General features: G+C 42.0%; 25 protein-coding genes. 3 read left to right on the top strand and 22 right to left on the bottom strand.

Features of this window, described 5'->3' with window-relative positions; all coding sequences use genetic code 11:
- Positions 1 to 267: 267 nt before the first annotated feature.
- The 3 genes from ACJJIM_RS07905 to ACJJIM_RS07895 are packed head-to-tail and all read right to left on the bottom strand — an operon-like array spanning position 268 to position 3,691.
- Positions 268 to 852 carry a hypothetical protein gene (locus ACJJIM_RS07905; RefSeq protein WP_413665578.1) on the bottom strand — a complete coding sequence of 195 codons (585 nt, stop codon included), beginning with the start codon at positions 850 to 852 and terminating at the stop codon, positions 268 to 270.
- 16 nt (positions 853 to 868) lie between these two features.
- Positions 869 to 2,005 (bottom strand): dipeptidase, encoded by a 1,137-nt coding sequence (locus ACJJIM_RS07900; RefSeq protein ID WP_413665577.1) that lies wholly within the window; start codon positions 2,003 to 2,005, stop codon positions 869 to 871.
- An 18-nt stretch (positions 2,006 to 2,023) separates the two neighbouring features.
- Entirely contained in the window at positions 2,024 to 3,691 is a 1,668-nt protein-coding gene (locus ACJJIM_RS07895; protein ID WP_444912902.1) for an amidohydrolase family protein, read from the bottom strand.
- Between the two features lie 183 nt (positions 3,692 to 3,874).
- Between ACJJIM_RS07895 and ACJJIM_RS07890 the strand changes: the two genes are divergently transcribed.
- Together ACJJIM_RS07890 and ACJJIM_RS07885 are read left to right on the top strand one after the other, a co-directional pair.
- Positions 3,875 to 4,780, top strand: coding sequence for a LysR substrate-binding domain-containing protein (locus ACJJIM_RS07890; RefSeq protein WP_444912901.1), 906 nt, complete (start codon positions 3,875 to 3,877; stop codon positions 4,778 to 4,780).
- Positions 4,752 to 6,038, top strand: coding sequence for an NRAMP family divalent metal transporter (locus ACJJIM_RS07885; protein WP_444905455.1), 1,287 nt, complete (start codon positions 4,752 to 4,754; stop codon positions 6,036 to 6,038). Before ACJJIM_RS07890 ends, ACJJIM_RS07885 begins: the two co-directional genes overlap by 29 nt.
- A gap of 501 nt (positions 6,039 to 6,539) precedes the next feature.
- Here ACJJIM_RS07885 and ACJJIM_RS07880 read toward each other — a convergent pair.
- The 19 genes from ACJJIM_RS07880 to ACJJIM_RS07790 form a co-directional block, all read right to left on the bottom strand.
- Entirely contained in the window at positions 6,540 to 6,863 is a 324-nt protein-coding gene (locus ACJJIM_RS07880; RefSeq protein ID WP_413665573.1) for a hypothetical protein, read from the bottom strand.
- Between the two features lie 105 nt (positions 6,864 to 6,968).
- The gene (locus ACJJIM_RS07875; RefSeq protein WP_444913386.1) at positions 6,969 to 7,697 is read right to left on the bottom strand and encodes a metallophosphoesterase; all 729 of its coding nucleotides are present in this window, start codon (positions 7,695 to 7,697) and stop codon (positions 6,969 to 6,971) included.
- A 69-nt stretch (positions 7,698 to 7,766) separates the two neighbouring features.
- Positions 7,767 to 8,291 carry a YcxB family protein gene (locus tag ACJJIM_RS07870; protein ID WP_413665571.1) on the bottom strand — a complete coding sequence of 175 codons (525 nt, stop codon included), beginning with the start codon at positions 8,289 to 8,291 and terminating at the stop codon, positions 7,767 to 7,769.
- 612 nt (positions 8,292 to 8,903) lie between these two features.
- Positions 8,904 to 9,260: a hypothetical protein gene (locus ACJJIM_RS07865; RefSeq protein WP_444912900.1), complete on the bottom strand. Its 357-nt coding sequence runs from the start codon at positions 9,258 to 9,260 to the stop codon at positions 8,904 to 8,906.
- Positions 9,261 to 10,206: 946 nt separating this feature from the next.
- The gene (locus tag ACJJIM_RS07860) at positions 10,207 to 10,917 is read right to left on the bottom strand and encodes a DUF4386 domain-containing protein (RefSeq protein ID WP_413665570.1); all 711 of its coding nucleotides are present in this window, start codon (positions 10,915 to 10,917) and stop codon (positions 10,207 to 10,209) included.
- An 85-nt stretch (positions 10,918 to 11,002) separates the two neighbouring features.
- The gene (locus ACJJIM_RS07855) at positions 11,003 to 11,719 is read right to left on the bottom strand and encodes a hypothetical protein (RefSeq protein ID WP_413665569.1); all 717 of its coding nucleotides are present in this window, start codon (positions 11,717 to 11,719) and stop codon (positions 11,003 to 11,005) included.
- Between the two features lie 474 nt (positions 11,720 to 12,193).
- The gene (locus ACJJIM_RS07850) at positions 12,194 to 12,679 is read right to left on the bottom strand and encodes a GNAT family N-acetyltransferase (protein WP_444912899.1); all 486 of its coding nucleotides are present in this window, start codon (positions 12,677 to 12,679) and stop codon (positions 12,194 to 12,196) included.
- A gap of 656 nt (positions 12,680 to 13,335) precedes the next feature.
- Positions 13,336 to 13,896: a YbhB/YbcL family Raf kinase inhibitor-like protein gene (locus ACJJIM_RS07845; RefSeq protein WP_413665567.1), complete on the bottom strand. Its 561-nt coding sequence runs from the start codon at positions 13,894 to 13,896 to the stop codon at positions 13,336 to 13,338.
- Between the two features lie 86 nt (positions 13,897 to 13,982).
- Positions 13,983 to 14,789, bottom strand: a complete 807-nt coding sequence (locus ACJJIM_RS07840) for a helix-turn-helix transcriptional regulator (RefSeq protein WP_444912898.1) — start codon at positions 14,787 to 14,789, stop codon at positions 13,983 to 13,985.
- 505 nt (positions 14,790 to 15,294) lie between these two features.
- Positions 15,295 to 15,660, bottom strand: coding sequence for a hypothetical protein (locus ACJJIM_RS07835; RefSeq protein WP_413665565.1), 366 nt, complete (start codon positions 15,658 to 15,660; stop codon positions 15,295 to 15,297).
- A gap of 90 nt (positions 15,661 to 15,750) precedes the next feature.
- Complete coding sequence (locus tag ACJJIM_RS07830) at positions 15,751 to 16,077, bottom strand: hypothetical protein (protein WP_444912897.1); 327 nt, start codon at positions 16,075 to 16,077, stop codon at positions 15,751 to 15,753.
- A gap of 76 nt (positions 16,078 to 16,153) precedes the next feature.
- Positions 16,154 to 16,579, bottom strand: a complete 426-nt coding sequence (locus ACJJIM_RS07825) for an N-acetyltransferase (RefSeq protein ID WP_444912896.1) — start codon at positions 16,577 to 16,579, stop codon at positions 16,154 to 16,156.
- A 100-nt stretch (positions 16,580 to 16,679) separates the two neighbouring features.
- Complete coding sequence (locus ACJJIM_RS07820) at positions 16,680 to 17,279, bottom strand: dihydrofolate reductase family protein (RefSeq protein ID WP_444912895.1); 600 nt, start codon at positions 17,277 to 17,279, stop codon at positions 16,680 to 16,682.
- 239 nt (positions 17,280 to 17,518) lie between these two features.
- Positions 17,519 to 17,860: a hypothetical protein gene (locus ACJJIM_RS07815; RefSeq protein ID WP_413665561.1), complete on the bottom strand. Its 342-nt coding sequence runs from the start codon at positions 17,858 to 17,860 to the stop codon at positions 17,519 to 17,521.
- A 577-nt stretch (positions 17,861 to 18,437) separates the two neighbouring features.
- On the bottom strand, positions 18,438 to 19,004 hold the full coding sequence (locus tag ACJJIM_RS07810) for an undecaprenyl-diphosphatase (RefSeq protein WP_444912894.1): 567 nt from the start codon (positions 19,002 to 19,004) through the stop codon (positions 18,438 to 18,440).
- A gap of 366 nt (positions 19,005 to 19,370) precedes the next feature.
- Complete coding sequence (locus tag ACJJIM_RS07805) at positions 19,371 to 19,997, bottom strand: hypothetical protein (protein ID WP_444912893.1); 627 nt, start codon at positions 19,995 to 19,997, stop codon at positions 19,371 to 19,373.
- Between the two features lie 637 nt (positions 19,998 to 20,634).
- Positions 20,635 to 21,084, bottom strand: coding sequence for a hypothetical protein (locus tag ACJJIM_RS07800; protein ID WP_413665558.1), 450 nt, complete (start codon positions 21,082 to 21,084; stop codon positions 20,635 to 20,637).
- Positions 21,071 to 21,745: a response regulator gene (locus ACJJIM_RS07795; protein WP_413665557.1), complete on the bottom strand. Its 675-nt coding sequence runs from the start codon at positions 21,743 to 21,745 to the stop codon at positions 21,071 to 21,073. Before ACJJIM_RS07795 ends, ACJJIM_RS07800 begins: the two co-directional genes overlap by 14 nt.
- Entirely contained in the window at positions 21,745 to 23,016 is a 1,272-nt protein-coding gene (locus tag ACJJIM_RS07790) for a sensor histidine kinase (RefSeq protein ID WP_444912892.1), read from the bottom strand. The genes ACJJIM_RS07795 and ACJJIM_RS07790 overlap by 1 nt, the downstream gene beginning before the upstream one ends.
- A gap of 188 nt (positions 23,017 to 23,204) precedes the next feature.
- Between ACJJIM_RS07790 and ACJJIM_RS07785 the strand changes: the two genes are divergently transcribed.
- A complete protein-coding gene (locus tag ACJJIM_RS07785; protein WP_444912891.1) occupies positions 23,205 to 24,032 on the top strand; it encodes a DUF2306 domain-containing protein in 828 nt (275 codons plus the stop codon).
- Positions 24,033 to 24,171: the final 139 nt, after the last annotated feature.

Raw genomic sequence — 24,171 nt, 5'->3', positions numbered from 1 at the left:
CTATATGCTTATTAATGGTTTTGAAGATGCCAGGGAAAGCACATCAAGTAAGATGCGTGCCTACTAAAACTAGGCATATCGATTGGATATAACCTCTTTTTAAGTGGAGTGGTTCAGGGTTGATCTGACAGTTAACAGAAACTCTGGATACTCACCTAATGTAGCAGGCACAGGACTGATACTTATTCAAACAGATTAATTTAGGACTTATGATAATTTTAAGTTGAATGGTAAGGCTTCCGAGTTGATAGCAACTGGATTCTATCACTAACAGTTTTTGGGTTTTATCGACTGGAGTTCCGCCCATACAGGGTGAGAGGAATTTTGTGGAGAAACAATAAAGTACCAACGAAGCTCATCAGTTTTTTCACAGTTAACTTGATTGCCTTTAAAGTAAAGGGTCTGCTCTTTATTGGTTACAAATGGCTCAATCCACTTTATCTGACCAGTATACTTGCCATCATCCCATTCAATTGTAATAGCCGGCTCATATTCTTTGCCTTGAGTGACGGCCTTGTACAACCCCCTATAGTAGGAGGCTATAAAATCCTGGATTTCGACCTTCCCAAGAACTTGGTTCTTCTCTGGCTTGTGAGTCCATGAAAAAGCATAACTAAAGAAATCCTCTTTTTCTTGTTTATACATACCAGGCAGAAACACAAGCTCTTCAACGCCATTCAAGGTGATATCTGAAGCAAATTCGATCGGGAAAGGAATCACTTCAGTCTTTGAACTCTTTGGGAATTCGGAATAAGTACTAAGTCCTTCAGCAAAAAGCAAAGGTGAAAAGAGGAGAGTAACACAAGCAACCAATAGAATTAGAACGCCATCAAGCCTTAGATAATTATTCATTTAATCTTACTTCCCTTTAATTCCATACCGAAGCAAAAACACGCAACCAGTTTTTACCAATTATTTTTTCTACCACTCGATCAGGAATTCCTTTTTGGCTTAACCTATAGGCAATAAGCTCCATCCGCATCTCGGAGTTCAGTTCAGGAATAAACGGTGGACGATTTGGTGTTTCTCCGGGCGCGGAAATTCCAGCCGCAATACGACGCTCAACTTCCTTACGGATACTTTCTCGATACTCAGGGCCATCATTGACCGGTACTACGCCTTGGTCACTACCTATTGCAATATGATCTTCACCACATACTTTATAGGCATGCAGTATATGTTCTATCACCACATCGGCCTTTATTTCATGCTCCCCACCCTCCAAAAATGGCATTAAATAGATTCCAACCAAGCCACCGGTGTCTGCTGCAGCTTTTAATTCAGTATCGTCATTATTCCTAGGGTGATCATAAATTGCGTTGCAGCCAGTATGAGAGATCACAATCGGTCTTTTTGATTGACTGATTGCACTGGACACTGTCTTCTTTCCAGAATGCGAGAGGTCGATCAAAACCTTCTCCGCCTCCATGATCTCTATGGCTTTCTTGCCAAAGGAAGTTATCCCTGAATCTTCCTTTACAAGACCGCCGCTGCCAAGGATAGAGGGCCCATTGTAGGATACCTGCATTATCTTGACGCCCATTTTGGCGAATTCTGAAATGCCTGAAAGTGACTCATCAAACATTTCAGTTGATTGGAAACCCATTATGATACCGAGCTTACTCTCCTGCTTCGCTTTCAGGATATCTGATGCAGAGTGAATTAAGCTCAAGTAGTTTGAGTTCTGCTCGATGATAGATTTGGTTTTTTCAACCTTCTTTAAAGTCTCTGTGTAGTCATCACCTGGATAGGGGACTGTCATATTCAAGGCACTAATCCCCGAGTTCTTGAATATTCCCAGGACTTCTTCAGAGATTGGCTCCCTGAGCGAGAATGCTCCGCTGAGGCCATCAATTACAATCGATGAACCGTATTGGTTCCACGTTGATTTTCCTGCATCAACTCCAGAAAAGGCATTTAATATACCCGAGTTAATAGCCAAGTATGAACCAACACTACCTGATACTAGAGATTTAATCAGTGCTCTTCTATTTATATCGTTCATAAGTCCCCCACTCCAGAATTAATCAGCGCTTCGTGAAGCTATACACTCCACCTCAGCTTTGGCATCAAGTGCCAGGCCGCTCGCTGCAAAAGCACTCCTCGCAGGTTTCTTTCCGTTGAAGTACTGGAGGTAGACTTCGTTCGCCGCTGGCCAGTCATCAATATCAGCAAGCATCAAAGTACACTTAACCACATCGTCAAAATCCAGGTTTTTGCTTTCAAGAACTTGGCCAATATTCTTCATTGTTTGATGCATCTGAGCTTCCAGACTTTCACCTGCCAAGGTTAATGTTGAAGGGTAATTACCGATCTGCCCAGAAAACCAAATGGTTCCATTCACTTCACGTGAAGAAGAGAAAGGCAACTGTGGATCGTCGCCAATAAAAATAAAACGACCATTCTTAACCACATGAGCTATCGACTGGCTATTTTCGATTTTCTTTTCGGGACTTTCTGAAAGTACAACAATATTTGCTTTCTTTCCCTCTTCAATACTACCGACAGAACCTTCTATCCCTATCACTTTCGCAGCATTTATAGTTGCAGCTTGAATTGCCTCGAGAGGTGTCATACCAATTTCATCTACGAGCAGCTTAAGCTCATGATGAATCATCGGTGTAGTGTCATTTTCAAGGTCACTAAATGCATCAGTGCCAGCAGCAATAGTAATGCCGTTTTGATAGGCAAATTGTGTCATTTGTGTACTGAGCTGATCAAGTTGCCTGTACTTTTCGTTTAAGGTATTCCTTCTTTCAAATACTGTAAGCGTCGCATCTAAAATAGTACCTTTCTCTTTCATTGCATCAAAAAGGTCTAAATAGCTATCCTTTTGCAGCATTTTTTCCCAGGTTGGATCATCGAACTCAGCAGTTTTTCTGCGCCACGCTTTGAAGTTATCAACTAGCTGAGCAGACATATCTGAGGCATGTGAAATAGTCTCAACACCAGCATTGACAACATCCAAAGGTTTGGAGGGCCCTATATATGCATGCGACCAGACTTTTAAACCATGTTTCTTGGCTGCACTTGCGAGTAATGGCACCGTCTCGGCCTCAACATCAGCATATATCTTGATGCCTGTTGCACCAGCGCCTATGGCCTGGAGCATTATTGAATCCATATCAGAATTTTGATCTACCGCTCTCATCCATGTTGTGTGGCCTGGAGTACGCCCTTTAGCTGAGGCAATGGTTCTCGGGTCCGAGAAGAAGGATTCTCCACCTATAATGACTGAAAAGTAGATGTCTGGCGAAGCGATGGAGTCGACCTCTGCTTGACGTTTTAAGTAGGCCAATGCTCGTGCATCACCGCCCATATCTCTCACAGATGTGACACCACCACGAAGCAGGTATCGAAGTCGCTCAGTAGTGATAGACAAATTATCCCAGCTATCCGGATCTGTCGCATGGTGGACATGCGCATCTATCAGGCCAGGGATTACAAACTTCCCTTTTAAATCGACAACACTGGCCCCCCTCACCTTGGAGAGCTTTTTCGTTGAAGAAATTCTCTTGATCTTATCGCCTTCGATAAGAATCGACTGGTTTTCATCAACTTTAAGCGCATTAACGTCCACTATATTGGCGTTAATGAGCAAAACTTGCTCTAGCTTTCCATCCTCTGCTGATACAACGCCGCTGGTAGCAATGTGTAGAACCGCCAGAATAAAAATTTGTTTTATTTTCATGTACTTATCTAATGTGAGACCGTGGGACTTTTAATCTACTAGCAAAATTTTGCGTCATTTAGGATGCACTTTAAATGTAATTTAGGTTTATAGTGTATAAACTATTTGTTTATTATGTTTGTCTGTATACTCCAGCTAATTCCCACCGTAAGAAGAGAAGCGGATTAGCCATCAGGGGAGTCAATGAACAAGTTACACGCCCTTGAGGCATACTGTTTAGTGTGCGAAAAGCAAAACTTTGCAGCTACTGCTCGCGAGCTCGGCATTTCAGCAGCAATGGTCGGTAAGTACATTAAGCAGTTAGAAGAGGAGCTGGGCTGCCTATTGGTGATGCGCAATACACGCAAAGTATCCATAACCGAAGCGGGCGAAAATTATTATAAACAGGTTTCACCAATACTAAAAAAACTCCACTCCGTCGACCAGGCGATGTCAGAATACAATCAAGAGCCTAGAGGCAGGCTATCGATATCGACTAGCATAGAGCTAGGCAGTCAATATTTTTCAGGATTGATTGCCAATTACCGTAATCTATACCCTCAGGTATTCTTGGATTTTCATCTAAGCAATGATCCACTCGATTTACTCGACAATAAAATTGATCTCGTTTTTAGAATCGCACCAGAATTGCCAGACTCTAGCTATATCGTCCAATCTATCGCAAAAACTAAGCTAGCACTCTGGGCAAGTGACTCTTACATAGAGAAGAATGGGCTCCCTGAAAGCATAGAGTCATTAAAGAAGCATCAATTACTCTTCTTTAACCACAGTATTCGAGGGGATCATTGGCTATTTCAAGACAAAAAAGAAACAAAAAAAATCAAACTTCCCTGGGCCTGGCAATCTAACAATGGGAGGCTATTAAATGAGGCGGCTGCTGAAGGACAAGGAATAATCCAAGCCCCTTTTTACTCTGTCAAATCTTATGTCGACTCTGGCCAGCTCACTGAGATTCTACCTAGATTCACAATAAAGCCACTAACTATTTTTGCGCTCTACCCTCATCGCTGCGAGCTTTCCCTGAAGGTTAAAACCTTTATCGATGTGGCTAAGAGCTATTTTGAGCAAAATCATTCCGAGCAGTTCTGATTCAATGGATGTATTCAAACGTACTTTCTCAAATCTAGGCCCTGGTATCATTTGGGCTGCAAGCAGTATTGGCGTATCTCATATCGTGCAGTCAACTCGCGCAGGTGCAGATTACGCTTTCGCTTTGATTGGTTTTATTTTCCTGGCTCATTTAGTCAAATACCCTTTTTTCAAAATCGGTCCAGAGTACGCTGCTGTCACCGGCGAGAGTTTATTGGAAGGCTATAAAAAACACAGTCGACTTGGTTTTTATAGTTATATGGCTCTGACATTTCTAACAATGTTCTTTGTTCAAGCTGCGGTTACGATTGTCACAGCTGCTTTAGCTCTCAACTTATTTGGCGATATCTTAAATGTTTCAGAGTGGTCTGCCATCATTTTGGTCATTACATGTGCAATATTGATTGCTGGCCAATTTAAATGGCTGAATGAAAGCTTAAAGTGGATGGTCCTCATTCTGGCTATTGCCAGCTTGATCACTCTCATTGCCGCAATAAGTCAATATGGGCTTCTTCCCTCTAAATCCTATTTAACAGCTGATATAGCACCAGCTGTGAGCATCGCATTTGTTGTCGCCTTAGTCGGCTGGATGCCAACTTCAATTGAAGTTTCTGTTTGGCACTCTATTTGGTCGGAGCGAAGGATAAAGGAGAGACCGGATAGAGGCTTTGCCAAGAAATCTCTCGTATTTGACTTTAAGGTTGGTTATTTCACCAGCTTGATATTAGCTATTGTATTTGTATGGCTAGGCGCATTAGTAATGTTTGGGAAAGATATTGAACTATCTCAATCTGCAGGCATATTTGCTGGTCAGCTAATCAATATTTATACCGAATCTCTAGGTGACTGGAGCCATTTAACAATCAGTATTATCTGCTTTATTGCGCTTTTCTCAACTACCTTTGCAGTCTCCGATGGGTTTCCTCAAGTTTGGCGAAGTGCCTTGAGGTCATCGAGTAGTATTAAGATTCCCGAAAATAGAGTCTACGTATCCACTCTTATTATACTAAGCCTCATAAGCTGGTTTATTATTTCCCTATTTGCCAACCAGCTAAAGAACTTAATCGACTTTGTAACTACTCTATCTTTCGTTTGTGCTCCAATCTTTGCTTTACTCAACATTCTTGTTATGAACGGGAAATGGGTACCAAGAGAACATCACTTAAAGGGATGGTACCTAGTTTACACTTATGCCTGCCTATGCCTAATGATAGGTTTTAGCTTTTACTTTATTTATTGGCGCTTCTTGAGTAACTAACTATTCCTTTGCAACATCGGCCGGCTTGAAAAGTCTATAGATAATAAGCTCAGGGATGAGCGCAACATATAAGGTCATCTAAGCGTTAAACATCAATCCCTCTTCATCTTAAGCTTTTCTAACACTTCACTGATACAAGCTGCAGTCAGGGGAATCAGCTTGCCTCATGAATACCGCCCCTCATGTTCAGGGGTACTTATGAATTCTTCTGTAAAGCTTATAAAAATAGTTTCAGTTAGAAACTAAATTTTCACCTTGAGTTAAGCGATCTAAGCAGTCGGCATTAGATCCATCAAGGCTGTTGCTTGGGTTGCTATTTCTATCTCTGTAAAACTGAGCTCCTCAGAGGATAAATGGCTCATCATAAGCCAGCCCCTTTCAACATAAACGACTCTGAAAGGGATCTCCGCTGATCATTCTTTAGTCATTACGTGCTCTTAGGTTGGCTTGAACTCCACTGATATAGCTTTCAATCATCACTTATTCCACGCCAAAACTATCCTAACCGAGTTCCTCTAAACGCTCCTGAAGCACCAAACCGTCATAGGAAAAGTACAAATGCATATCCCAAAATCCAGTTAATTGCTTTATTGAAAATGAACTCCCTGCTCTATTCTTTGCGGCACAGTAGGATAAATCATCTGCCTGCAGGTGCAAGGCAGCATCAAGGACAGAGTAATCAGAAAACTCCATGGCTATAAGTAGTTCGACGAACTGAATACCGTCTTCCAGGAAGTTCTGATCAGCCCTGGAATACTGAGAGTAGAGTTCCCTATTATCGATGCAGCCGAAGCATCCGTCGCCATAGGGTGCCGTGCGTGCCATCCTCGATCGAGAAGACCACCGCTTGAAGGTAGCTATCAACCCCTGCTCCGATCACGAAGTGGTATAGAATGTAAGTGGTCGGTAGAAAATATTTGGCATAGCACTCTAGTAATCTGTTGGAATAGTTATAAATACTGGTTCTTTTTCTCGTATATATGAGAAGGTAAGGCCATTCTTTGCTCCATATCTCCTTGGCACGAATACAGCACTATCAATACAAATATGGTTCCCAAAGATTGATGGCCCCTCAATAGCTTGATGTCCAATGAAAACCCAATCTATATCTGAAATATAATAAGTTGATGACTTTAAAATTAAACGACTCCACGTAGCATATTCAATAGAGTTCCTGTCCTCCTTCTCAAGCTCCGCTCTAAATTGATTCCAAGAAGTACTAGTAGGTACACCTGAATGAACCACTCCGACTCCCTTACTTCCATTATCAATTTCGATAGCCCAATACATTTTTTCAATTAGAGAAGCACATAGATCTAGATCTTTTTCGCTGAGCTTTCTAGCCCACAAATTCTCAGTTGACTTCTCTATACTCCCAAACTTTGCATAGTGATATAAGCTTCTCTCATGGTTTCCTACAGCGCCATAAAACCATTCATTTTCGATCAATTTTAGGCATGATAAACTATCTGGGCCTTTATCTACTAGGTCTCCAACTGAGATTACTCTATCCTTTGTTGGATCAAAGGATAGTTGTTCTAATCCTTTTTCAAACAATTGAAAATATCCATGAATATCACCTACAAAAATATCTCTACCACTTACATTGTTAGATAGAGTTAGCGTTTTCTTACTTAATGAGAGACTATTTTCATACATAGCTTGATATAGTTTGTAAATTTTAACGCTTGGCTTTGGGATTATATGAAGCATGTAGTAATGGTGTGACTAACAGTCACCTACTACATTCTTGTATATTTCCGCTTCTATTTCTTCGTTAATTTGAGAAAGTGGCAGTATCAGGGCTTTTAGCCTATCAGTGAATAGATAAAGATTATACTTATCTTTCTCAGCAGACTGTATACACTGCCAAGTAAAGGTAGATGAACATAAGCTATTGGATTCAGTAATTCCTGAATCGGATATTTCAAACTCCCACTCACCAAGAACGCTGCCTTTTTCATCTATCGCAACCGAAATATAAAGATACATATATATCTGCTGCCAAATGTTAACAAGAATAAACCAGATCCCAAATGCTACAAGCGCTCGGTTAAGGTGCTCATAATTATTCCAAGCATCATGTTCATATACTGAATATATCTCCATACCAAAGAATACAAGGAGGAACCAATATAAGAAATTAAATAGGGTTAACTTCCATTTCATTTTTGGTGCTACATGGATTTTAGCTATAGCAAATTTATTGAAACGACGAAAATCATTCTTGTCTAAGGTAATCGCGAACTTCATGCTTTCCATAAAATTAAAAGATAATCCAATACAACATCTATATATCACGTTTCTCTATAGTTCCAAAGCCCGTTACCCCAAACAGTCAGAGAGAAGGCCTGGATACCTACCCAAACAGGGAAAGTTGAAATAGTCAACTCAATTGATACTTAAAATCGGCTAGTGAGCTATAATCAACTCCAAGGCGTGATTCCTAAGTTTTTAGGGGACTAGTAGCAACATCTTGCCCCACTCCCTTAACTAGCTTCCTCACCAGGGAACGCCGTTCACAACTTGATCCAAAAGCTAGGAACTGGCGAAAGCCTAAGAGTCAGGACGAGCGTATCAATTACAGCACAAGAAGTGAAGATAGGCATTCACGCCCAATAGTCCTTTCTCGTCTATCGTGAGAAAATCTATATACGCTTCATAAGCCAGTTATGGAGGGATTTGAGATACATGCCCTCCATGAAAAGAGCCTCCAGCCTCCGCCACCCTCAAGGTGAATACTATCGCAAACCCAAAGCACTTTTTCTTTTAGATGGAAGCAATTTAGTCCCAACGGGATAAAAGAGCACTCCCCTTGAATTGAAAAATTCACAAAATGACACCGTGGAGGGGCCTAGTCACTTGTTAAATTCCATTTTGTCCATGCTCGCTATACCTCTCAAGCCAGCCATCCTCAGAATAGAGTTCACCACTCAAACCATCTGACTGATTGGCTGCAATTTGGCCATTTACTGCAATGCTAATACCTTCTTTCTCTTCTTCGATAGCAAATAGGAAACCATGAATTCCAGAATTTACACATTCTGTAAGTAGCTTTCTTATTACTATTTTTTGTTCTTCAGTGAACTCACTAAGCTTTGATATTAGCTCCTTTAACTCTGGAGATTTGAGATTTCCTGCCTCTAAGTCAAGATATCGATTTAATGATCTATCCCATAACTCTTGAGAGATAATCTTTCCAAATTTTTCTAAATTATTCATAAATCTCTTAAAGACATTCCACTCTCTTCTAAACAGCACTCAGAACCTGTACTGGCAATCTCAGTCGAGAACGTAGCTTTTTGGGCCGACAAAGATTTAAGCAAGTCGGCAACACAAGCTATCGATAACTCGCTATTAATAAAATCAAGCAGGCAATAAAAATAGGGAAGAATAGCAAACCAAAAATTGCCGAACACCTGAAATTTTCTATCCTTTGCTCATCCATTGCTTCAATTTCTTCGCTGCTGAAATCAGTACTGCAAATATAGCAATCAAATCTACGTTCCTCGTGTGCAGCTCGACAGTGAGGGCAACTCGCAGTCCGTTTTTCATACAGCCATTGGACTTGATCCAGTAAATGAAACATAAGCTGAATCCCAGTATTTAAACACTATAAGTGATAGCAGTTTGTTCAATAGCACAATCTAAATATCACACTTTCCCATAACTTAAAAGTTAGTCAGCCCGATGGCTCCCAGAAGTTAGCAAATAGAGGGATTCCCAAGCCTCTTGCAGCTTGGCATTTGCTTTTTCCTATTCTGCGACCCCGTACCCCATTCCTCCATCAAACTTAACTTATCAGTCTTTCCCAATCGGGAATACTCACCTACGCTCAAATCTCAATAGGAAACAAATAGCTTGATCCCAAAGAGCACTACCGGCGCACGTCTAACAGTTTGCGAGCATGCCTCAGTCAAGACAATAGAGATGAAAAGAAGTCACGTTGGGCATTGGCATCCCCAAACCCCTCCGCGTCCAAAGAAAAGAGATCTATGTCCATATCAGAATCGACCAAATATTAGACAATTGGACGTTAAAGGCAAGTTCCCCAAGAGAGGAGGCCCTAGCCAAACCCTCTCTGGTGAAATTAAACTTTGCTTGGTAACAAGATACGATTATCTGTACAAAAACTGCACAGCCTTGTCAGTCATGCATTAATGCTTACTCAGGCATTACTTTTGTATAAACCTGGAGCATCGATTGAACTAGGTTTGATGTTAATTCCTTTGATTAATAACCATAGCCCAAATGTGATTTCAAAAAACGCGCCTGGAAGCATGAAGTGTTTCAATATCTGGGGCGGCTCGAGTAACAAAATATTTGAAAACCCATAAACCACCATCGACATATACGTGAAAGCCCCCCAAAGTACTAACCACCTAGGCACGTAATTTGAAACGTAAAATAAGTACATGAAAATAGTCGCACCTATGCCCATTATGATTAAAAGAACATCCCACATCGAACCACTCATATTCACAAATATTCTCGCTAACGCATGTAGCTGCTCTTCTTGAAATACATTCGAATATTCCTGGTTTCTTAAAACTACTATAACCGTCAATGTAATAATTGTTGCTACAAAGCCAAGAAGCCCTTCTCCAAACCTGAAAAGCAATGCCAAAAAAGCAACATTTTTGTTAATTGTTTTTGTAACCAAATACTGCGCCCAAGATGCCCAAATAACGGCTATAAACATAACTATATCTATAATCTGAGCGAACCTGAACCTCACTTCAGTCTCAGCAAAAGCCGCAAAATCATATATTCCTTTCTTGACAAGTAATGAATTGAGCATCCCTAAAACGATATAAATTAAGTATGCGGCACCTAAGTGCTTCGCATATAAGCTAAGTGATGATTGTGTATTATCCATCAGTAATTATCCTTTGGCTCTCGCATACGACGAAAGTCCTAATCTTTATTTCAGGTGCGAAGCAGGCGCCGCCTGAATATAGTTGTTAGAGTTCTTGCTGCAGTGTGCCAATACTGCTTAAAAATGACGTTAGCTGAGTTGCGGAATCCTTTAATGACTCGGCTACGGCAGCGATCTCTGCCTTCTTTATGGTTTCATTGAAATTAGTATCACCGAGTTCTTTGCGGGCAGAGAACTCATTACTTGACACAACCGTAAATGGCACTATACCTGACCGAACATCAAGTAAGACTACTTCCACTGAACAGTATGCCTTTGTTTCATTCGGATCAACAAACTTATACTTCTCAAAAGTACGGCAACTTGAACGGTAGGCTAATAGTAAATCAGCTTGGTAGCGTGCAGCAGCTTCTCGAAGATAAGGCACTGTACGTTGCTCTGGAACGAGCATGCTTGGTAAGAATGAAGCGTCGTAAACCCTTTCAGACTCTCTCAACTGCCCTACAAAGTCCCTAGCAATAGTTTCATTTAGTTGCGTAAAATCATTAGAGTAATGGCGCCAGTAGCTATCATTGGACAACTTGAGTATTGCAATTCTATTTTGTGCAGGAAGCTTTAACTCATAGTTGAGGATGCGGTCTATGTCTATATCCCCTAACGATTCACCAGTGGAGCCAAATAGAGGCTCATTATTCGCTTCATTACCCCCAGCCTTATAGTAATCGCTTGGTCGATGAGATGTAGCTACAGTAGCGCAACCTGTAACAAGTATCGCAATTATAACTATCAAGTACTTTGTCATTTGTAATCCTTAGGTGGCAATTATTAACTCTTAATAGTTAATTCAAGTACAGCATCTATATATCACGCTTCTCTAGAATTCCAAAGCTAGTCCAGTGAGATAAAATCAAGAGGAGCAAAGAATAGCCTTTAACTGGTACAAATGTTCAATACAAAATACAGATTGAGACATCCATAATCCTGAGACCGCCCTACTTTATATCTTATGATGACGCTCCACGAGTTATGGAAAGACTCGTCCTATCCAAGAAACAACGGTAGCTGCGCTTATATTCTGATGATAAAACCACCTAAAAGACGTCTTTTAGCACTTCAAATATGAATTCCTTTCCTATTCCGTAACCAAGAATCACCTACTAAACCACCCCATTAAGATTATCTCATATATCAGATTTGGAGGCTGCTATTCAGTAAACCCGATATCAGAAAAAAATAATAGAACTACAATCTATCGTTTTATAATTTTATTAAACACTTACAGAAAAGCTGCTCTTTTTCTCATCTCGTGACTGCCGTTAGATTTGGTTAAGTCAATTATGGCGAGCATATCTTCTCCATCATCATCCATTCCGACCTCAACAAAGCCGAAACTAGAATAAAAAACTTTTGCAACGGGATTATTAGGGTTATAACAAATTTCAATCTCTTGAAGTCCCGGGACGTCCCGAATTTCTCCTAAAGCAAGATCCAGAGCTATGCGACCAATACCTTTTTGTTGGTAATTTTGATCAATCATAAACCGCCAGATTGAGATTTTTTCTAAGCTTTCTTGTACCCACATTAGAAATCCAACGGCTTCATTGTCCAAGTAAATAGCACGAGTTTCATAGCCTTCGTTAAACATCGATTCAACTAGTGACCACATATTGCAGGCAATGTAATCTTCTTGATCCGATGCAACATCAAGATCACATACTGCTTCATAATTCTGTTTGGTAATCTGACGAAGTGATACTTCCATGGTCTAACCTTAAAGATCTAATAATCAATCGACAAGTAACACCTATATATCACACTTCTCTATATTTCCTAAGCTTATCAGCCTGATCGGAAAAAAGAGACAAATGATAAAGAAGCTACCGCTAGGTGGCACTAATAATCAAAGTAAGATGTAAAGCAGCGTCTATTGAATTTTGATATTCATATCGTAGCGTAATCAACGAAACAGCTTTTACCCATATTTTTGAGGTATTTTAGCCCCCCTCTAATCCACACCGGTAAACCCAGCTACTCCGTTTCCAAAAGCCGCCTTCCAAGCTTGTCTTTCAAAGATTCTGTACCCATAGATTGCATATCAGTAAAAAAATATGCTGACCTAAGAGATCCGAACTCACGAAATCTAAGATTTGGAATCAATCTGTCAATCAAAGTACTATTGGTGGATGGATGCCAATTAAAGATAGGCATCCACGCTTCACCACCGTCATCAAACGGATAGAATCTTACTGCACATATAAATGAAGTATTAAGGGAACAGCCTCACCAAAGGAGGCCTAGTGCAGCTTTTTCTTAAGAGGTTTAACTTTATGCGATAACAAGTAACAACGAGCTTCGATTATTTCGCTCTCGCACAGATCAGATCCGCCAAAGCCTCATCTGAATTTGCTTGCTGGAGAGTCACTCCCGCATGTATAAAGCTTCAATAGTACTTTCCCCCAAAGAGTTAGCCTTAACTATATAGCCAGTTAGTGCCCCTGATGCATCGCTTGGTAAATCTAGTTTCTTTGATAGCGCAAAAACGGTAAACTGATACCGATGCGCACCATGCCCTTTCGGTGGGCAAGCACCACCATAACCTCTTACTCCATAATCATTTACTATTTGTACACTACCTTGTGGAGTGCGATTTTTTTCTGAGTTTCCTGCGCCAGCTTCCAGTGAACTTATATTTTTGGGAATATTTACAATTTGCCAATGCCACCAACCACTGCCTGTTGGTGCATCAGGATCATATGCAAAAACAGCAAAAGCTTCTGTCCCCTTTGGGGCATTTGCCCAAGATAATTGGGGTGAAATATTATTACCAGTGCAACCGAACCCCTGGAACTCATGCTCTTTACTCATATACTTTCCAGTATCTATATCATTACTCGAGAGCAAAAATGATTCTGCAGAGGCTACGCCGGATATAAGCACTGTAAAGACGGCACATTTAATTTTACTAATTAGGCTAAACATATTTACTCCAAACATATTAAAAATGATTACTTATCATAGGAGCATTATGTTCAGAGTAATATATCAAAAACAGGCAAACTTTCGCCTCAAACGTTCACTCGTGTTTTTCTCAGCTCTATAGGAGTTATACCAAAAGATCTTTTAAACTTATCTGAAAATCTAGACTGGGATTTATAGCCACATCTTTCTGATATACGGCCTACTGGCTCAAAAGTCGTTTGAAGTAAGTGCAACCCCAATCCAAGCCTGATGTCATCTATAATGACTTTAATGCTCGTACCTTCGCTATTTAACTTTCTTCTTAATGTTGACTCACTCATTGACAATTTTGAAGCCAACATATCCACTCTTAAGTCCGCAGCTGGGTTTTCACTGATAATTTTATATAATTTTTGGCTTACACTTGTCGATTCAAAAACAGAAGCTACTTCCTGGTATCCCAAATGGAGTAGTGTTTGTAATATTTCCTGTCTTCGAATATGCCATAGATCAAAAGGAACGGAAGAACTCCACTCCATAAACTGATGAAGGGCTAACTCTAAAGTAGAATCTATATCTCCCGTAAAATATTTTTCTTCTTTGTTTCTTGCAAGCGTTAATCTATCGAAATCATTGTATTCAAACTCAATAAGCAATGCGAAGTATTCTGAATCACCTGGGATATTTCGCATATCAATTTTAGGGCTATTAGATAAAAATATAAACTCCCCTGTTGAGCAACTCTTTTGCCTGTCACCACCCAGCTCTTTGCATCCATCAAGCACACATATCAAGGTCGGATTAACAATAGGAACACTGAAAATATTTTGTTCTCTATATGAGGAATATACTGAAAAAGGTAAGTTCTTACTCTCCTTTAGTATCTGCTTTGCTAATTGCTTAAGTTCATGCATAAGTTGATTGAGCGCCTAATAGTAAATTCAAAAGCAGAGTTTATATAGCACGATTATCAACAATTACAAAATATGCCTGCCCAATCGCACACAATAAAATCGCCCGGATCACGACCATCAAAAACGCCTTAGTAGCGATTTCGAAATGGGACCTCCCTATTCTCCGCTTACTATCTTCCAGGTACACCTATTGCATACGTACCAAGCTTGCCTGTCAAAGCAAGATCAATTGTATGCTGGAGCAGCATCCGGTATCGAATACTTTGGTACAAAGCAGCGAACTAGTAAAAGCTGAAGAGTCGGCACAAATGTATCTGTCATAGAGCAGAAAGTGAATAGAAATCAAGTAATAGTATACAACCACGCCGCACAATTCCCTGCTGGTCCAAAGTGAAGATATCTGCGAATGTACCAAATGAGACCAAATAATAGCTAACACGAGGCATCTGTGAACAGATGTCATATATAAGGATGTAGTCGAGACCAGGCTAGAGACTAAGTATTGCTAGACACAACTGTCCAGGTACAGGATCCCCTTTCTATCAGTAGAAAAGATTAAATAGCTCACTCCAGCCTCAAAATCATATTTACAAGAGCAAATATTACCAGAAGTAACTAGCTTCTTACCTGCGATTTTTCCCTTTATTGACTCTTCAACATCGAACAAAGTGACTACTTCTAAAACATGTCCGCCCTTACCACTACCCTCAACGATTACTTCTTTTCCAATACTCTCAGCGCTACCTATAAAAATTATTCTGCTTCTATCAACAACAAACTCTATTTCAGAAGTACCTCTTTCACGTGAAACTGCCTTGTCATGGAATGATGTCCAACAACTCGTAGAATAGGCATCAAGTGAAATTGCCAAAGCGAATAAAGCTAGTATATATTTTATGTATTATTACTTTAACCTTAAGTAAGCTGTATGACTGACGTTAGCAACAATAAACTAAAAGGATTACTCATAAAATTTACCACGTTTGAGAAATATATTTAAAGCATGCTTTGACTCAAATAGCAGATCACACCACTCTTGAGAGGACGGTTTCGAATCTGGCTGAACTCTCTCCCAGAATTTATTTACAGCTAATAAAGATTCAATTTCTTCTCTCACAAATACCGCTTTATCAAATTGAATTATTGAATTAGCATCAAACCAATCACTCCAGAACTCAAGGTTAGCGATTGCAACATCAAATCTAAATTCATCTGAGAAAAGTTCTAGAACCTCTATGATCCTATTCCTAACTCTTTTCTCTATACAATTCTTCTCTTCAGGCTTCATATTTGAGATATCTTATTCTCGCCTTATGCATAACGTCGCGCTAAACGACAGAAGTTAAGCCGACTTGAACTCCTTTTTATATTTTAGTACTCATTAAGTATTCTGGGTGACCAGTATGCTCATCTCTTTGTTCTTTTACTACTTTAAATTCTTGAGACAAGTAAAACTGATAGCTAGAAGCGTTCTCTTTGTAAACAGAAAGTATCAGCCTATCTCTTTTTGACTTTGCATGGTTAAGGAGCTGTTTGCCTATTCCTCTTCCCTGTAGAGAGGGAGAAACAAATATAGCTGCAAGCGTATCCCCACTAAGTGAGTAAAAGCCTACTGCTTTACTTTCCACCTCATAGACATATGTCTCTGATGAAGGAATGTAAACATCTCTCATATCACTTAACTGTGACTCCCAGAAATCTGAAGGCATGAAATCATGAGCTTGAATAGAAGCTTGCAACCAAATGTCCAATATAGTAGGCAGATCGTTACGGTTATATAACCTAATCATTTTGATAAATTCGCAGTAAATTCGAAAATATTGCTTTTATTTCAACAACAATCTCAGCAAGGATAGTCGCATGAGTGAGCTTTCTATTTAACAACGCTCTTTAAATAGCCCTGCCATCCAGTGATTTGTAAAAATGCATAAAAGCCCCTGAGGGGCACTTCGCAAAATTGATGAGTTTGTATTTTGATGAAATTTCACCGCTTTCGAACAGTCGCTTCCCTTCTCCAACAACTACTGGAAACGTCCAAAGCCTAAGCTCATCTACCAAGTTATGCTTTAGAAGTGACTGCACCAACTGCCAACTTCCATGAACTTGTAGTAAAGGCCCATTCATTTTCTTAATTTTGGTTATCTCGACGACCGCATCTGCCCCCTTTAGCTTGAATGAATTATTCCATGTGAGATCATCACTACCTGATGTTACAACATACTTTTTTGCTTGATTAAGTTTGTCTGCAGCTGGATTTCCAGGTTTGGCATTTGAAAAACTTGTGGCAAATAAATTGTACGTATTACGTCCTAATAGCAGATCATAAGGTTCCGCCATGGCCTCCCTTCCGACTTGCTCCATAACTTCATCCCAATAATCCTTGGCCCAGCCTCCATGACTAAAGCCACCTGAAAAATCTTCCTCAGGCAAACTCGGTGCTTGCATTACTCCGTCAAGTGTTTGAAATACTAATATGGCTAAGTTTCTCATTGGTTGATTCTCGCGAAAGAGATGAATAATTTGTGCCGAATAACGCCAATCTCAGCTATATAGGCACGAATATGCCGGAAGCGAGTATAGCGCTGGATTATAAAACCACTTCCAACTTGAAAAAGAAACACGGCAAGCATTTACCATACATGAGTTCAATAGCGACATGAATCACAAACACAAGTAGTAACGCAGCGATAGCTTACCTTATACAGCTAATGCCTTAAGCCAGAGTACATTTATGCAGCGCCTTGCTTTTGCTTATTAGGCCAGTTCTTTGAAAGGAAGCGAAATACAAATACTGCACCTATAAAATTGATTATACTAGCAATAAAAATACCAATCTCATCGTCTACGCTCTCAGAACAGTTCTCGAAGCAACCTCCATATGAAAATGCGAGCAAAGCAGAACAAGCGGCAATTGTGATACTTAAATAAACACCAACCGAAAAACGGGCGAATTTAGAGAATTTTGACAATCCCTTCAGTCCTATCGGAGCAAAAAGCGTAGCTAACAGCAACGCTCCTAAAGACGGGAAATATATATACGAAATTATGTGGTCTAGAAATTCCTTATTCATGCGGTCCTCTTACAACTATTAACTAAAAAGCAGTATCTATATACCATGCCTACCTATAATTCTAAAGCTTCTCGTCCCTACAGTAAAAAGAGCGATAGATAAAGGAATCGTATTAAGTTGGCACCTATGTTTACCAACAAAAAACTATTCCTCTCCAATTTTTACACATGCCCACTCTTTACTTTGAGAGTAAACAAGTAAGATACATATCTTTCTTAAGGAGCTAAAGCAGACCTCCCCTATGGATGTTAAAATTAAGTAAGAACAAGTTATGTGTACCACTCAGCCGTACTAACTTGGAAAGAGGCTGGAATTAAAAACCACAAAATGGAGGAATCCATATCAACCGACTGTTAACCAAGCTTCAGAAACACAAACCCTTATGATTTCCTACCTGAGGTTCGCACGATCTCATCGCTTCCATCAATCCAGTTCAGCATACCATTAATCGAGAGGAACAATGAAAACTCCACTTCTATTTCTTCACTATAAATGACAGCCCCCTAACCCAATGTATGGTATATAAAATAGAAAGTAAATATTATAAATGCAAGAGAAGCATCAACTACTTTTAGTTCTAACCGACTCTCTTCCCAGGTAACTTTTTAACCAAAAAATTTAAAAGGAATTGAGTTTTATATTGTATTTTAAATACGACAACTGATGAGAAAATTGCTACCAAAATGGCACCTAGTATATCTAAAGGATAGTGAACACCAACAAAAACTCTGGATAAGCCACTAACAACACTCAACAGGCACAAAACAGCACCGATTACCCTAGTTGATTTGTTAAATAGAAGCACTATAGCTATCGAAAAAATAAACGTAGTATGGTCTGAAGGAAATGAAGAGTCCGGCGCATGTTCTACTAATTGCGTACCGAGATTATTCACAAATGGACGAGAATGATAATAAAAAATAGAAATAATATAGCTCATTAACATACCGAGTAACACAGACAACCCGCAATTCAGGCTGGACCTTTTTCTTTCTATACTTGGATCAAACCATAGATAGAGCATCACGAGCATAAAAATATAAGGCATGACCTCTGCTGCAGCTATTAAAACAGTATCTAAAATTGCACTTTTTCCTGCAAATTGATTAATAAGAACAAAAGTTGTTTCGTTGAATTTTTCCATTTAACAACCTCTGAACTCCTTCAAAATCTTAATATCAAGCCTTTATCCAGGCGAAACAATGTGTACCCAGCATGGTACAAACGGTAGTTTTTGGGCTGGAATTCATTAGTGTATGTAGCCAGCTGCTTTTATACTTGGAAGACATGGTACTGTAATAGACTTTAGTCTTTGTAGTGCTCTAGTTGCTCAATAGCTTCAATCCATCCCTTATCATAGTTCAGGAGTCGACATACACCATAATCCCCCCAAACAGGAAGAATATAATTAACACTAATATTTTAAATTGGAAGCTCATTACTCATATCTATTTACCCTCAAGGTAGCAGTGTAGAGAATTTTCTACTTTTACTTATCAAGCGCTATTCTTTAACAATTTAGCACTGGAACATATGTACTTTCGCTGACTTTAAATTCGATTGGCGGGATTGTAACTTCTGCACCATTTACAAATAGAGGCGGCAGTTTTACCGTAAAATACTCCAGATTTTCAGGAGATATTACTACCTCAGGTCCCCAGAACCCATAAGACTCATCAGATGGTATTTGGTATGGCTGTTGAAAAAATGGCAGCTCAACTTGGGATTCACTACCATCAAGAAAAATGATAGTAGCTACAGCACTTGAGAATGAGATCTCGACATGTTGGGATTTGCGTTCGGCGATTAAGCTCTCTTTAGTCTTCTTTTCTTGCTCTGAGGGAAATAATGACCAAGTGCCATTTGGCTCAGGATGTCTATACAAGACAGGCCTTACATAGGCAATTAACTTTGTACCTTCTGGGTGACGCTTTGTAGGTTGTTTGGCCAAGACTCTAAATATCAGCCAATCGTAATCAGGAAGACTGAACTCTAGTACTTTTTCAGCCCCATAACATGCCGGGTTTTCGGTGCTGTGCCATCCTATTGGAGCACTCGGTTTTAAGTATGGCCCGGTACTACAACCAGCTAAAATAAAAGCAGCACAAGAAAGTAGATTTATTCGCTTGATGCTCAAATACACTCCGATGTATAACAGTTAATCCATCAGAAACTTATATATCACGCTTTTATCTAGTTTCATAGCTCATTAGTCGAATTACACAAAAAGTTCTGAGAATTAAAAGCCCGCTGTAACTGATACGGATGTTCAAGTCAGACATTGGACAAGACCCGCTATAATTCTACCCTTTCCATTTTCTATATTTTTTAGAGATTCTAGTTTAGGTTAACGAGCTATTGAAATAGCTGCTATACGTAATAAAGTATAGCCACCAAAACCGCTTCCACTCTCCTCCCTCGGGTAATTAAGCACTTAATCCGCTGGCCCTTTCATATCATCTAATCCCGCGCCCACCTACTCCGCCCCAAAGAGCTAGTTTACCTACAAATTAGAACAAATTTCTCAGTCGCAGAACTGGAACTGAAAAGAAACCATACGTTGCTTCTGGAGAATTTTCTCGGAAAGCTATCAAATGAGCTGCGACGAAACAGCCATGAAGTTATCGGAAGGGTTCGCTTCAAGTCTACTTGAAATAGGTCTTAAAAAGTGATGCTCCACCAAAAGCACTTTAACCGATGGAGTTGTTTTTGATTAAAACACCTTGAGGTTTATGGTGTTGAATGTCAGCGAAACTCGCCGAGCGCTTGTGCTGCTAAATGTCCCTCTCAACCGACGGTTCTGCTGACATAGGCCATACCAGTCCAGTTCTTGTTACTAGGAGCAATAATACAAAAGACATCTCCAATGCGAGAAATATACCAATAGGGTGATTGGGAACCCCGCGTATCATTAGGTAAAACAAATAGCTCGTAGTAAGTAAATTACCCGCGAGAGTAACGTTGAGGGCATAGCGACGCTCTTGCCAAAGTGGTTTACAAAGCAGGAGGTTCAACACCGCCGTGCCGGCGAGCATCACACCGGGTAACATCAACATCAAACGACGGGCTAAACCAGTCCCATCGCTGGTTACCAAAGGCCAGATGGCAACAAAGTGGCCCTGGGCTCCAAGGAAGAGAAACAGCCCCAGAACCACAGTGCCACAGGCGGCAAGGCGATAAAGTGCATTGCGTTGCAAAGCGGGCTTTGATCTAGAAGCCAACATCACGCTCCCCCACGGTGGCCAGGCCACATTCGTAGGCGAATACGACTGCCTGCGCACGATCGCGCACCTCCAATTTTGACAGCAAACTGGAAACGTGGGTTTTCACGGTAGCAGGGCCAATAAATAGGGTCTCGGCAATCTCTGCATTACTCTTGCCTGCGGCGATGGCTTCCAGTACTTCACGCTCCCGGGTGGTCAGGCGCTCCAGACGTTTTGCCAGATTGCGACCAGTTCCCAATTTCTGTGCGAACTGGCTAATCAGGCGTTGGGTGATGCCCGGTGCAAGCATTGCACCGCCCTCTGCTACGGTGCGCACTGCCTGTACCAGCGCCTCTGGGGGAATATCCTTTAGCACAAAGCCACTGGCGCCAGCCCGCAGCGCACGAAACACGTATTCATCAGGATCGAACGTAGTCAAAATAATGACACGGCAAATTGCATCACTAGCTTCCAGGATGCGCGCTGTGGATTCCAGCCCATCCATCTCCGGCATACGAATATCCATTAAGATGATATCCGGCTGGTACACTCGCGCGGCTTCAATTGCCTCGAGGCCGGTACCGGCCTCGGCGACCACCTCGATATCGGGCTGGTTATCCAGAATCAGGGCAAAACCGCGTCGCACCAAAGCCTGGTCGTCCACTACCATCACTCGCAACATTATGTTTTCACCATTCCTGTAGGTAGTTGTGCATATACCTCAAAACCGCCACCATCGACTACCCTCGCATACAGATAGCCACCGAGCAGTTCCGCACGCTCGCGCATTCCCGCGATGCCGTGCCCACCGCCTGGCTGACCATCAATAGCTATTTCCCTCATGGGCCGCTCGCCGAGAGTATTTCCATCATCGCGCACTCGAATTGTGAGAGTGCCGTGGTCTGCGCGCACACTCACTTGCACCCGCACTGCGGCACCGACGTGCTTGATGGCGTTTGTGAGGGATTCTTGAACAATACGATAGGCGGCGAGCGCGACACTGGTTGGCACTTTCTCCAGTGCGCCGTTGGCCTCGTAGTCAACCTGGGTTAACACCTGTCGGACCTTTTCAATCAGATCTGGCAAATCGCCGAGTTCTGGTTGCGGAGTGAGCGCAGTCTCGTTATTAGTCGGTCGCAGTACACCGAGTAAATGACGCATTTCTGCCATGGCCTGACGGCCAGCCGCCTCTACAGAAGCCATAGCCTCATTGGCAGCTTGCGGGTTATTGCGGCTGATAGCTCTGGCGGCACCGGCCTGCACAGTCATAAGACTCACTTGGTGCGCCACCACATCATGCATCTCACGGGCGATTCGAGTGCGCTCGGCTACAACTGCGCGCTCAGATTCGGCATTGCGCTCGCGCTCCAAATACTTGGCCCTCTCTTCCAACAAGCGCAGATATTCGCCGCGAAAGCGCAGCCGGCGGCCGATATACCACAGCGCCCATACCAGCATCACTGTTACTGTGCCTGCTGCAGTTGGCTGAACCGGAATACCCTGGTCAAGCGCCACAAAAACCAGCGTCACGAAAACGCCAAAAAAGCTGGCCCGGGTATTGGCCTCGTAACGACCTAGGCTATACAGCGAAATCGCCATAGCCACGATGCCATCTGCCGGCAAACCCAGCTCCAGCAATATTGTTGCGCCGAGAATAACGGCCTGTACCTGCCAAGGGTGGATGCGACGCCACAACAGAGCGAAGGAGCCAACGAATGCACACTGGAAAGCAACAACATCCCACAGGCTCTGCATGGATAGTACTTCGGGGGAGCCGTTGCGCGACCACATCAAAAGCGTCAGCAAGAACATAAGCAACGCAATAAACAAGTCGGTCAGGTGCGGCCATCGCTCAAACGGCCCACGTAAGGGCCGCCACATAGGGAGCTTCGGCAGTTCCGTGCTGGTATTGGGCGGATTCGGCGCAGGCGTACTTAGGGACGAAGATTTCATTTCCGCATGCTAAACCAGGGACAGCCAGCTGTCATGGGACTTTCGGGGGAGACGGATACGGCAAACTCTCCACCTTTTGGGGGAGTTCGATTCCTGCCTGCGGCCGATGTGCGTAGGTCTGAAAAAGCAGAACATGTTCGGCAAGCACATTCAGACCCAATGCGGACCATAATCGCCTGGAGAACCCCATGAACGACGCTGTACTCAGCCAAACACTACCGCGACCACTCGATACCCGGCGGGCAGTTAACCTGTCGGTAAAAACCTGGTTCTGCATCGCGGCTATCGGCCATGCGATCTTCTTCGCCTATATCCTGGCCGTCTTCTACCCACCCATTGCCGAATCAGGAGTGCACGGCTTGAAAGGGCTACATCTGCCGGCAGGCTTCCGCGAGGGAGATATCTTAGGCAACCTGGCTTCGGTGAGCCACGTGCTATTGGCCGCGATTGTCATCGGCGGTGGTCCACTTCAGCTGATCCCTTCGGTGCGACGCCATGCCCCTAACTTCCACCGCTGGCTGGGACGCAGCTATCTGCTGACCGCTGTCATCGCCAGTATTGCGGGGCTCTACATGACCTGGACGCGGCACACCGTTGGCAACCTGGTGTCGCAGATCAGCATTACAATGGACGGCATACTGATTCTGTTATTTGCCTTTCTGGCAGTGCAGACTGCGATGGCCAGACGCATTGCTGAGCACCGCCGCTGGGCCTTGCGCCTTTTTATGGCAGCAAGTGCAGTGTGGTTTTTTCGTGTAGCCTTGATGGGCTGGGCAATGCTAACCGGCGGCTGGGGGATTGACTGGAAATCCTTTACCGGGCCTTTCCTATATGCACTGGGCTTCGGCCAATACCTGCTCCCACTGGCCATGCTGGAATGGTATTTTCACTGTCAAAAGCGTGGAGCCGCACAGGGTGCCCAGATTGCGTTTGTCAGTACATTAGTGCCGCTGACCGTGTTTATGACCATTGGTATTTTTGCCGCTACGATGGGAATGTGGCTACCACGGATCTAAGGCTACTTGGGTTGGTTATCGTGAACTTCTTATGCTGATTTGGCTTTAGAGGTTCACGACTTGGAAATCCCGTTGCTGAGCGAAGAGGTGAGTTAAACAAAGAACTAGAAACTAGAGCACTTAATTAATTTTGGCACTA

It is taken from the genome of Microbulbifer maximicatervae (SeqCode), from assembly GCF_052467615.1.
The sequence above is the reverse complement of the archived record's forward strand: the minus strand, read 5'-3'. Positions and strand labels throughout refer to the sequence as shown.

Excerpts from the sequence above, each read along its gene's own strand:
- ACJJIM_RS07905 (WP_413665578.1), bottom strand. The coding sequence starts at position 852 with ATGAATAATTATCTAAGGCTTGATGGCGTTCTAATTCTATTGGTTGCT.
- ACJJIM_RS07900 (WP_413665577.1), bottom strand. The coding sequence starts at position 2,005 with ATGAACGATATAAATAGAAGAGCACTGATTAAATCTCTAGTATCAGGT.
- ACJJIM_RS07895 (WP_444912902.1), bottom strand. The coding sequence starts at position 3,691 with ATGAAAATAAAACAAATTTTTATTCTGGCGGTTCTACACATTGCTACC.
- ACJJIM_RS07890 (WP_444912901.1), top strand. The coding sequence starts at position 3,875 with ATGAACAAGTTACACGCCCTTGAGGCATACTGTTTAGTGTGCGAAAAG.
- ACJJIM_RS07880 (WP_413665573.1), bottom strand. The coding sequence starts at position 6,863 with ATGGCACGCACGGCACCCTATGGCGACGGATGCTTCGGCTGCATCGAT.
- ACJJIM_RS07875 (WP_444913386.1), bottom strand. The coding sequence starts at position 7,697 with ATGTATGAAAATAGTCTCTCATTAAGTAAGAAAACGCTAACTCTATCT.
- ACJJIM_RS07870 (WP_413665571.1), bottom strand. The coding sequence starts at position 8,291 with ATGAAGTTCGCGATTACCTTAGACAAGAATGATTTTCGTCGTTTCAAT.
- ACJJIM_RS07865 (WP_444912900.1), bottom strand. The coding sequence starts at position 9,260 with ATGAATAATTTAGAAAAATTTGGAAAGATTATCTCTCAAGAGTTATGG.
- ACJJIM_RS07860 (WP_413665570.1), bottom strand. The coding sequence starts at position 10,917 with ATGGATAATACACAATCATCACTTAGCTTATATGCGAAGCACTTAGGT.
- ACJJIM_RS07855 (WP_413665569.1), bottom strand. The coding sequence starts at position 11,719 with ATGACAAAGTACTTGATAGTTATAATTGCGATACTTGTTACAGGTTGC.
- ACJJIM_RS07850 (WP_444912899.1), bottom strand. The coding sequence starts at position 12,679 with ATGGAAGTATCACTTCGTCAGATTACCAAACAGAATTATGAAGCAGTA.
- ACJJIM_RS07845 (WP_413665567.1), bottom strand. The coding sequence starts at position 13,896 with ATGTTTAGCCTAATTAGTAAAATTAAATGTGCCGTCTTTACAGTGCTT.
- ACJJIM_RS07840 (WP_444912898.1), bottom strand. The coding sequence starts at position 14,789 with ATGCATGAACTTAAGCAATTAGCAAAGCAGATACTAAAGGAGAGTAAG.
- ACJJIM_RS07830 (WP_444912897.1), bottom strand. The coding sequence starts at position 16,077 with ATGAAGCCTGAAGAGAAGAATTGTATAGAGAAAAGAGTTAGGAATAGG.
- ACJJIM_RS07825 (WP_444912896.1), bottom strand. The coding sequence starts at position 16,579 with ATGATTAGGTTATATAACCGTAACGATCTGCCTACTATATTGGACATT.
- ACJJIM_RS07820 (WP_444912895.1), bottom strand. The coding sequence starts at position 17,279 with ATGAGAAACTTAGCCATATTAGTATTTCAAACACTTGACGGAGTAATG.
- ACJJIM_RS07815 (WP_413665561.1), bottom strand. The coding sequence starts at position 17,860 with ATGAATAAGGAATTTCTAGACCACATAATTTCGTATATATATTTCCCG.
- ACJJIM_RS07810 (WP_444912894.1), bottom strand. The coding sequence starts at position 19,004 with ATGGAAAAATTCAACGAAACAACTTTTGTTCTTATTAATCAATTTGCA.
- ACJJIM_RS07800 (WP_413665558.1), bottom strand. The coding sequence starts at position 21,084 with ATGTTGGCTTCTAGATCAAAGCCCGCTTTGCAACGCAATGCACTTTAT.
- ACJJIM_RS07795 (WP_413665557.1), bottom strand. The coding sequence starts at position 21,745 with ATGTTGCGAGTGATGGTAGTGGACGACCAGGCTTTGGTGCGACGCGGT.
- ACJJIM_RS07790 (WP_444912892.1), bottom strand. The coding sequence starts at position 23,016 with ATGAAATCTTCGTCCCTAAGTACGCCTGCGCCGAATCCGCCCAATACC.
- ACJJIM_RS07785 (WP_444912891.1), top strand. The coding sequence starts at position 23,205 with ATGAACGACGCTGTACTCAGCCAAACACTACCGCGACCACTCGATACC.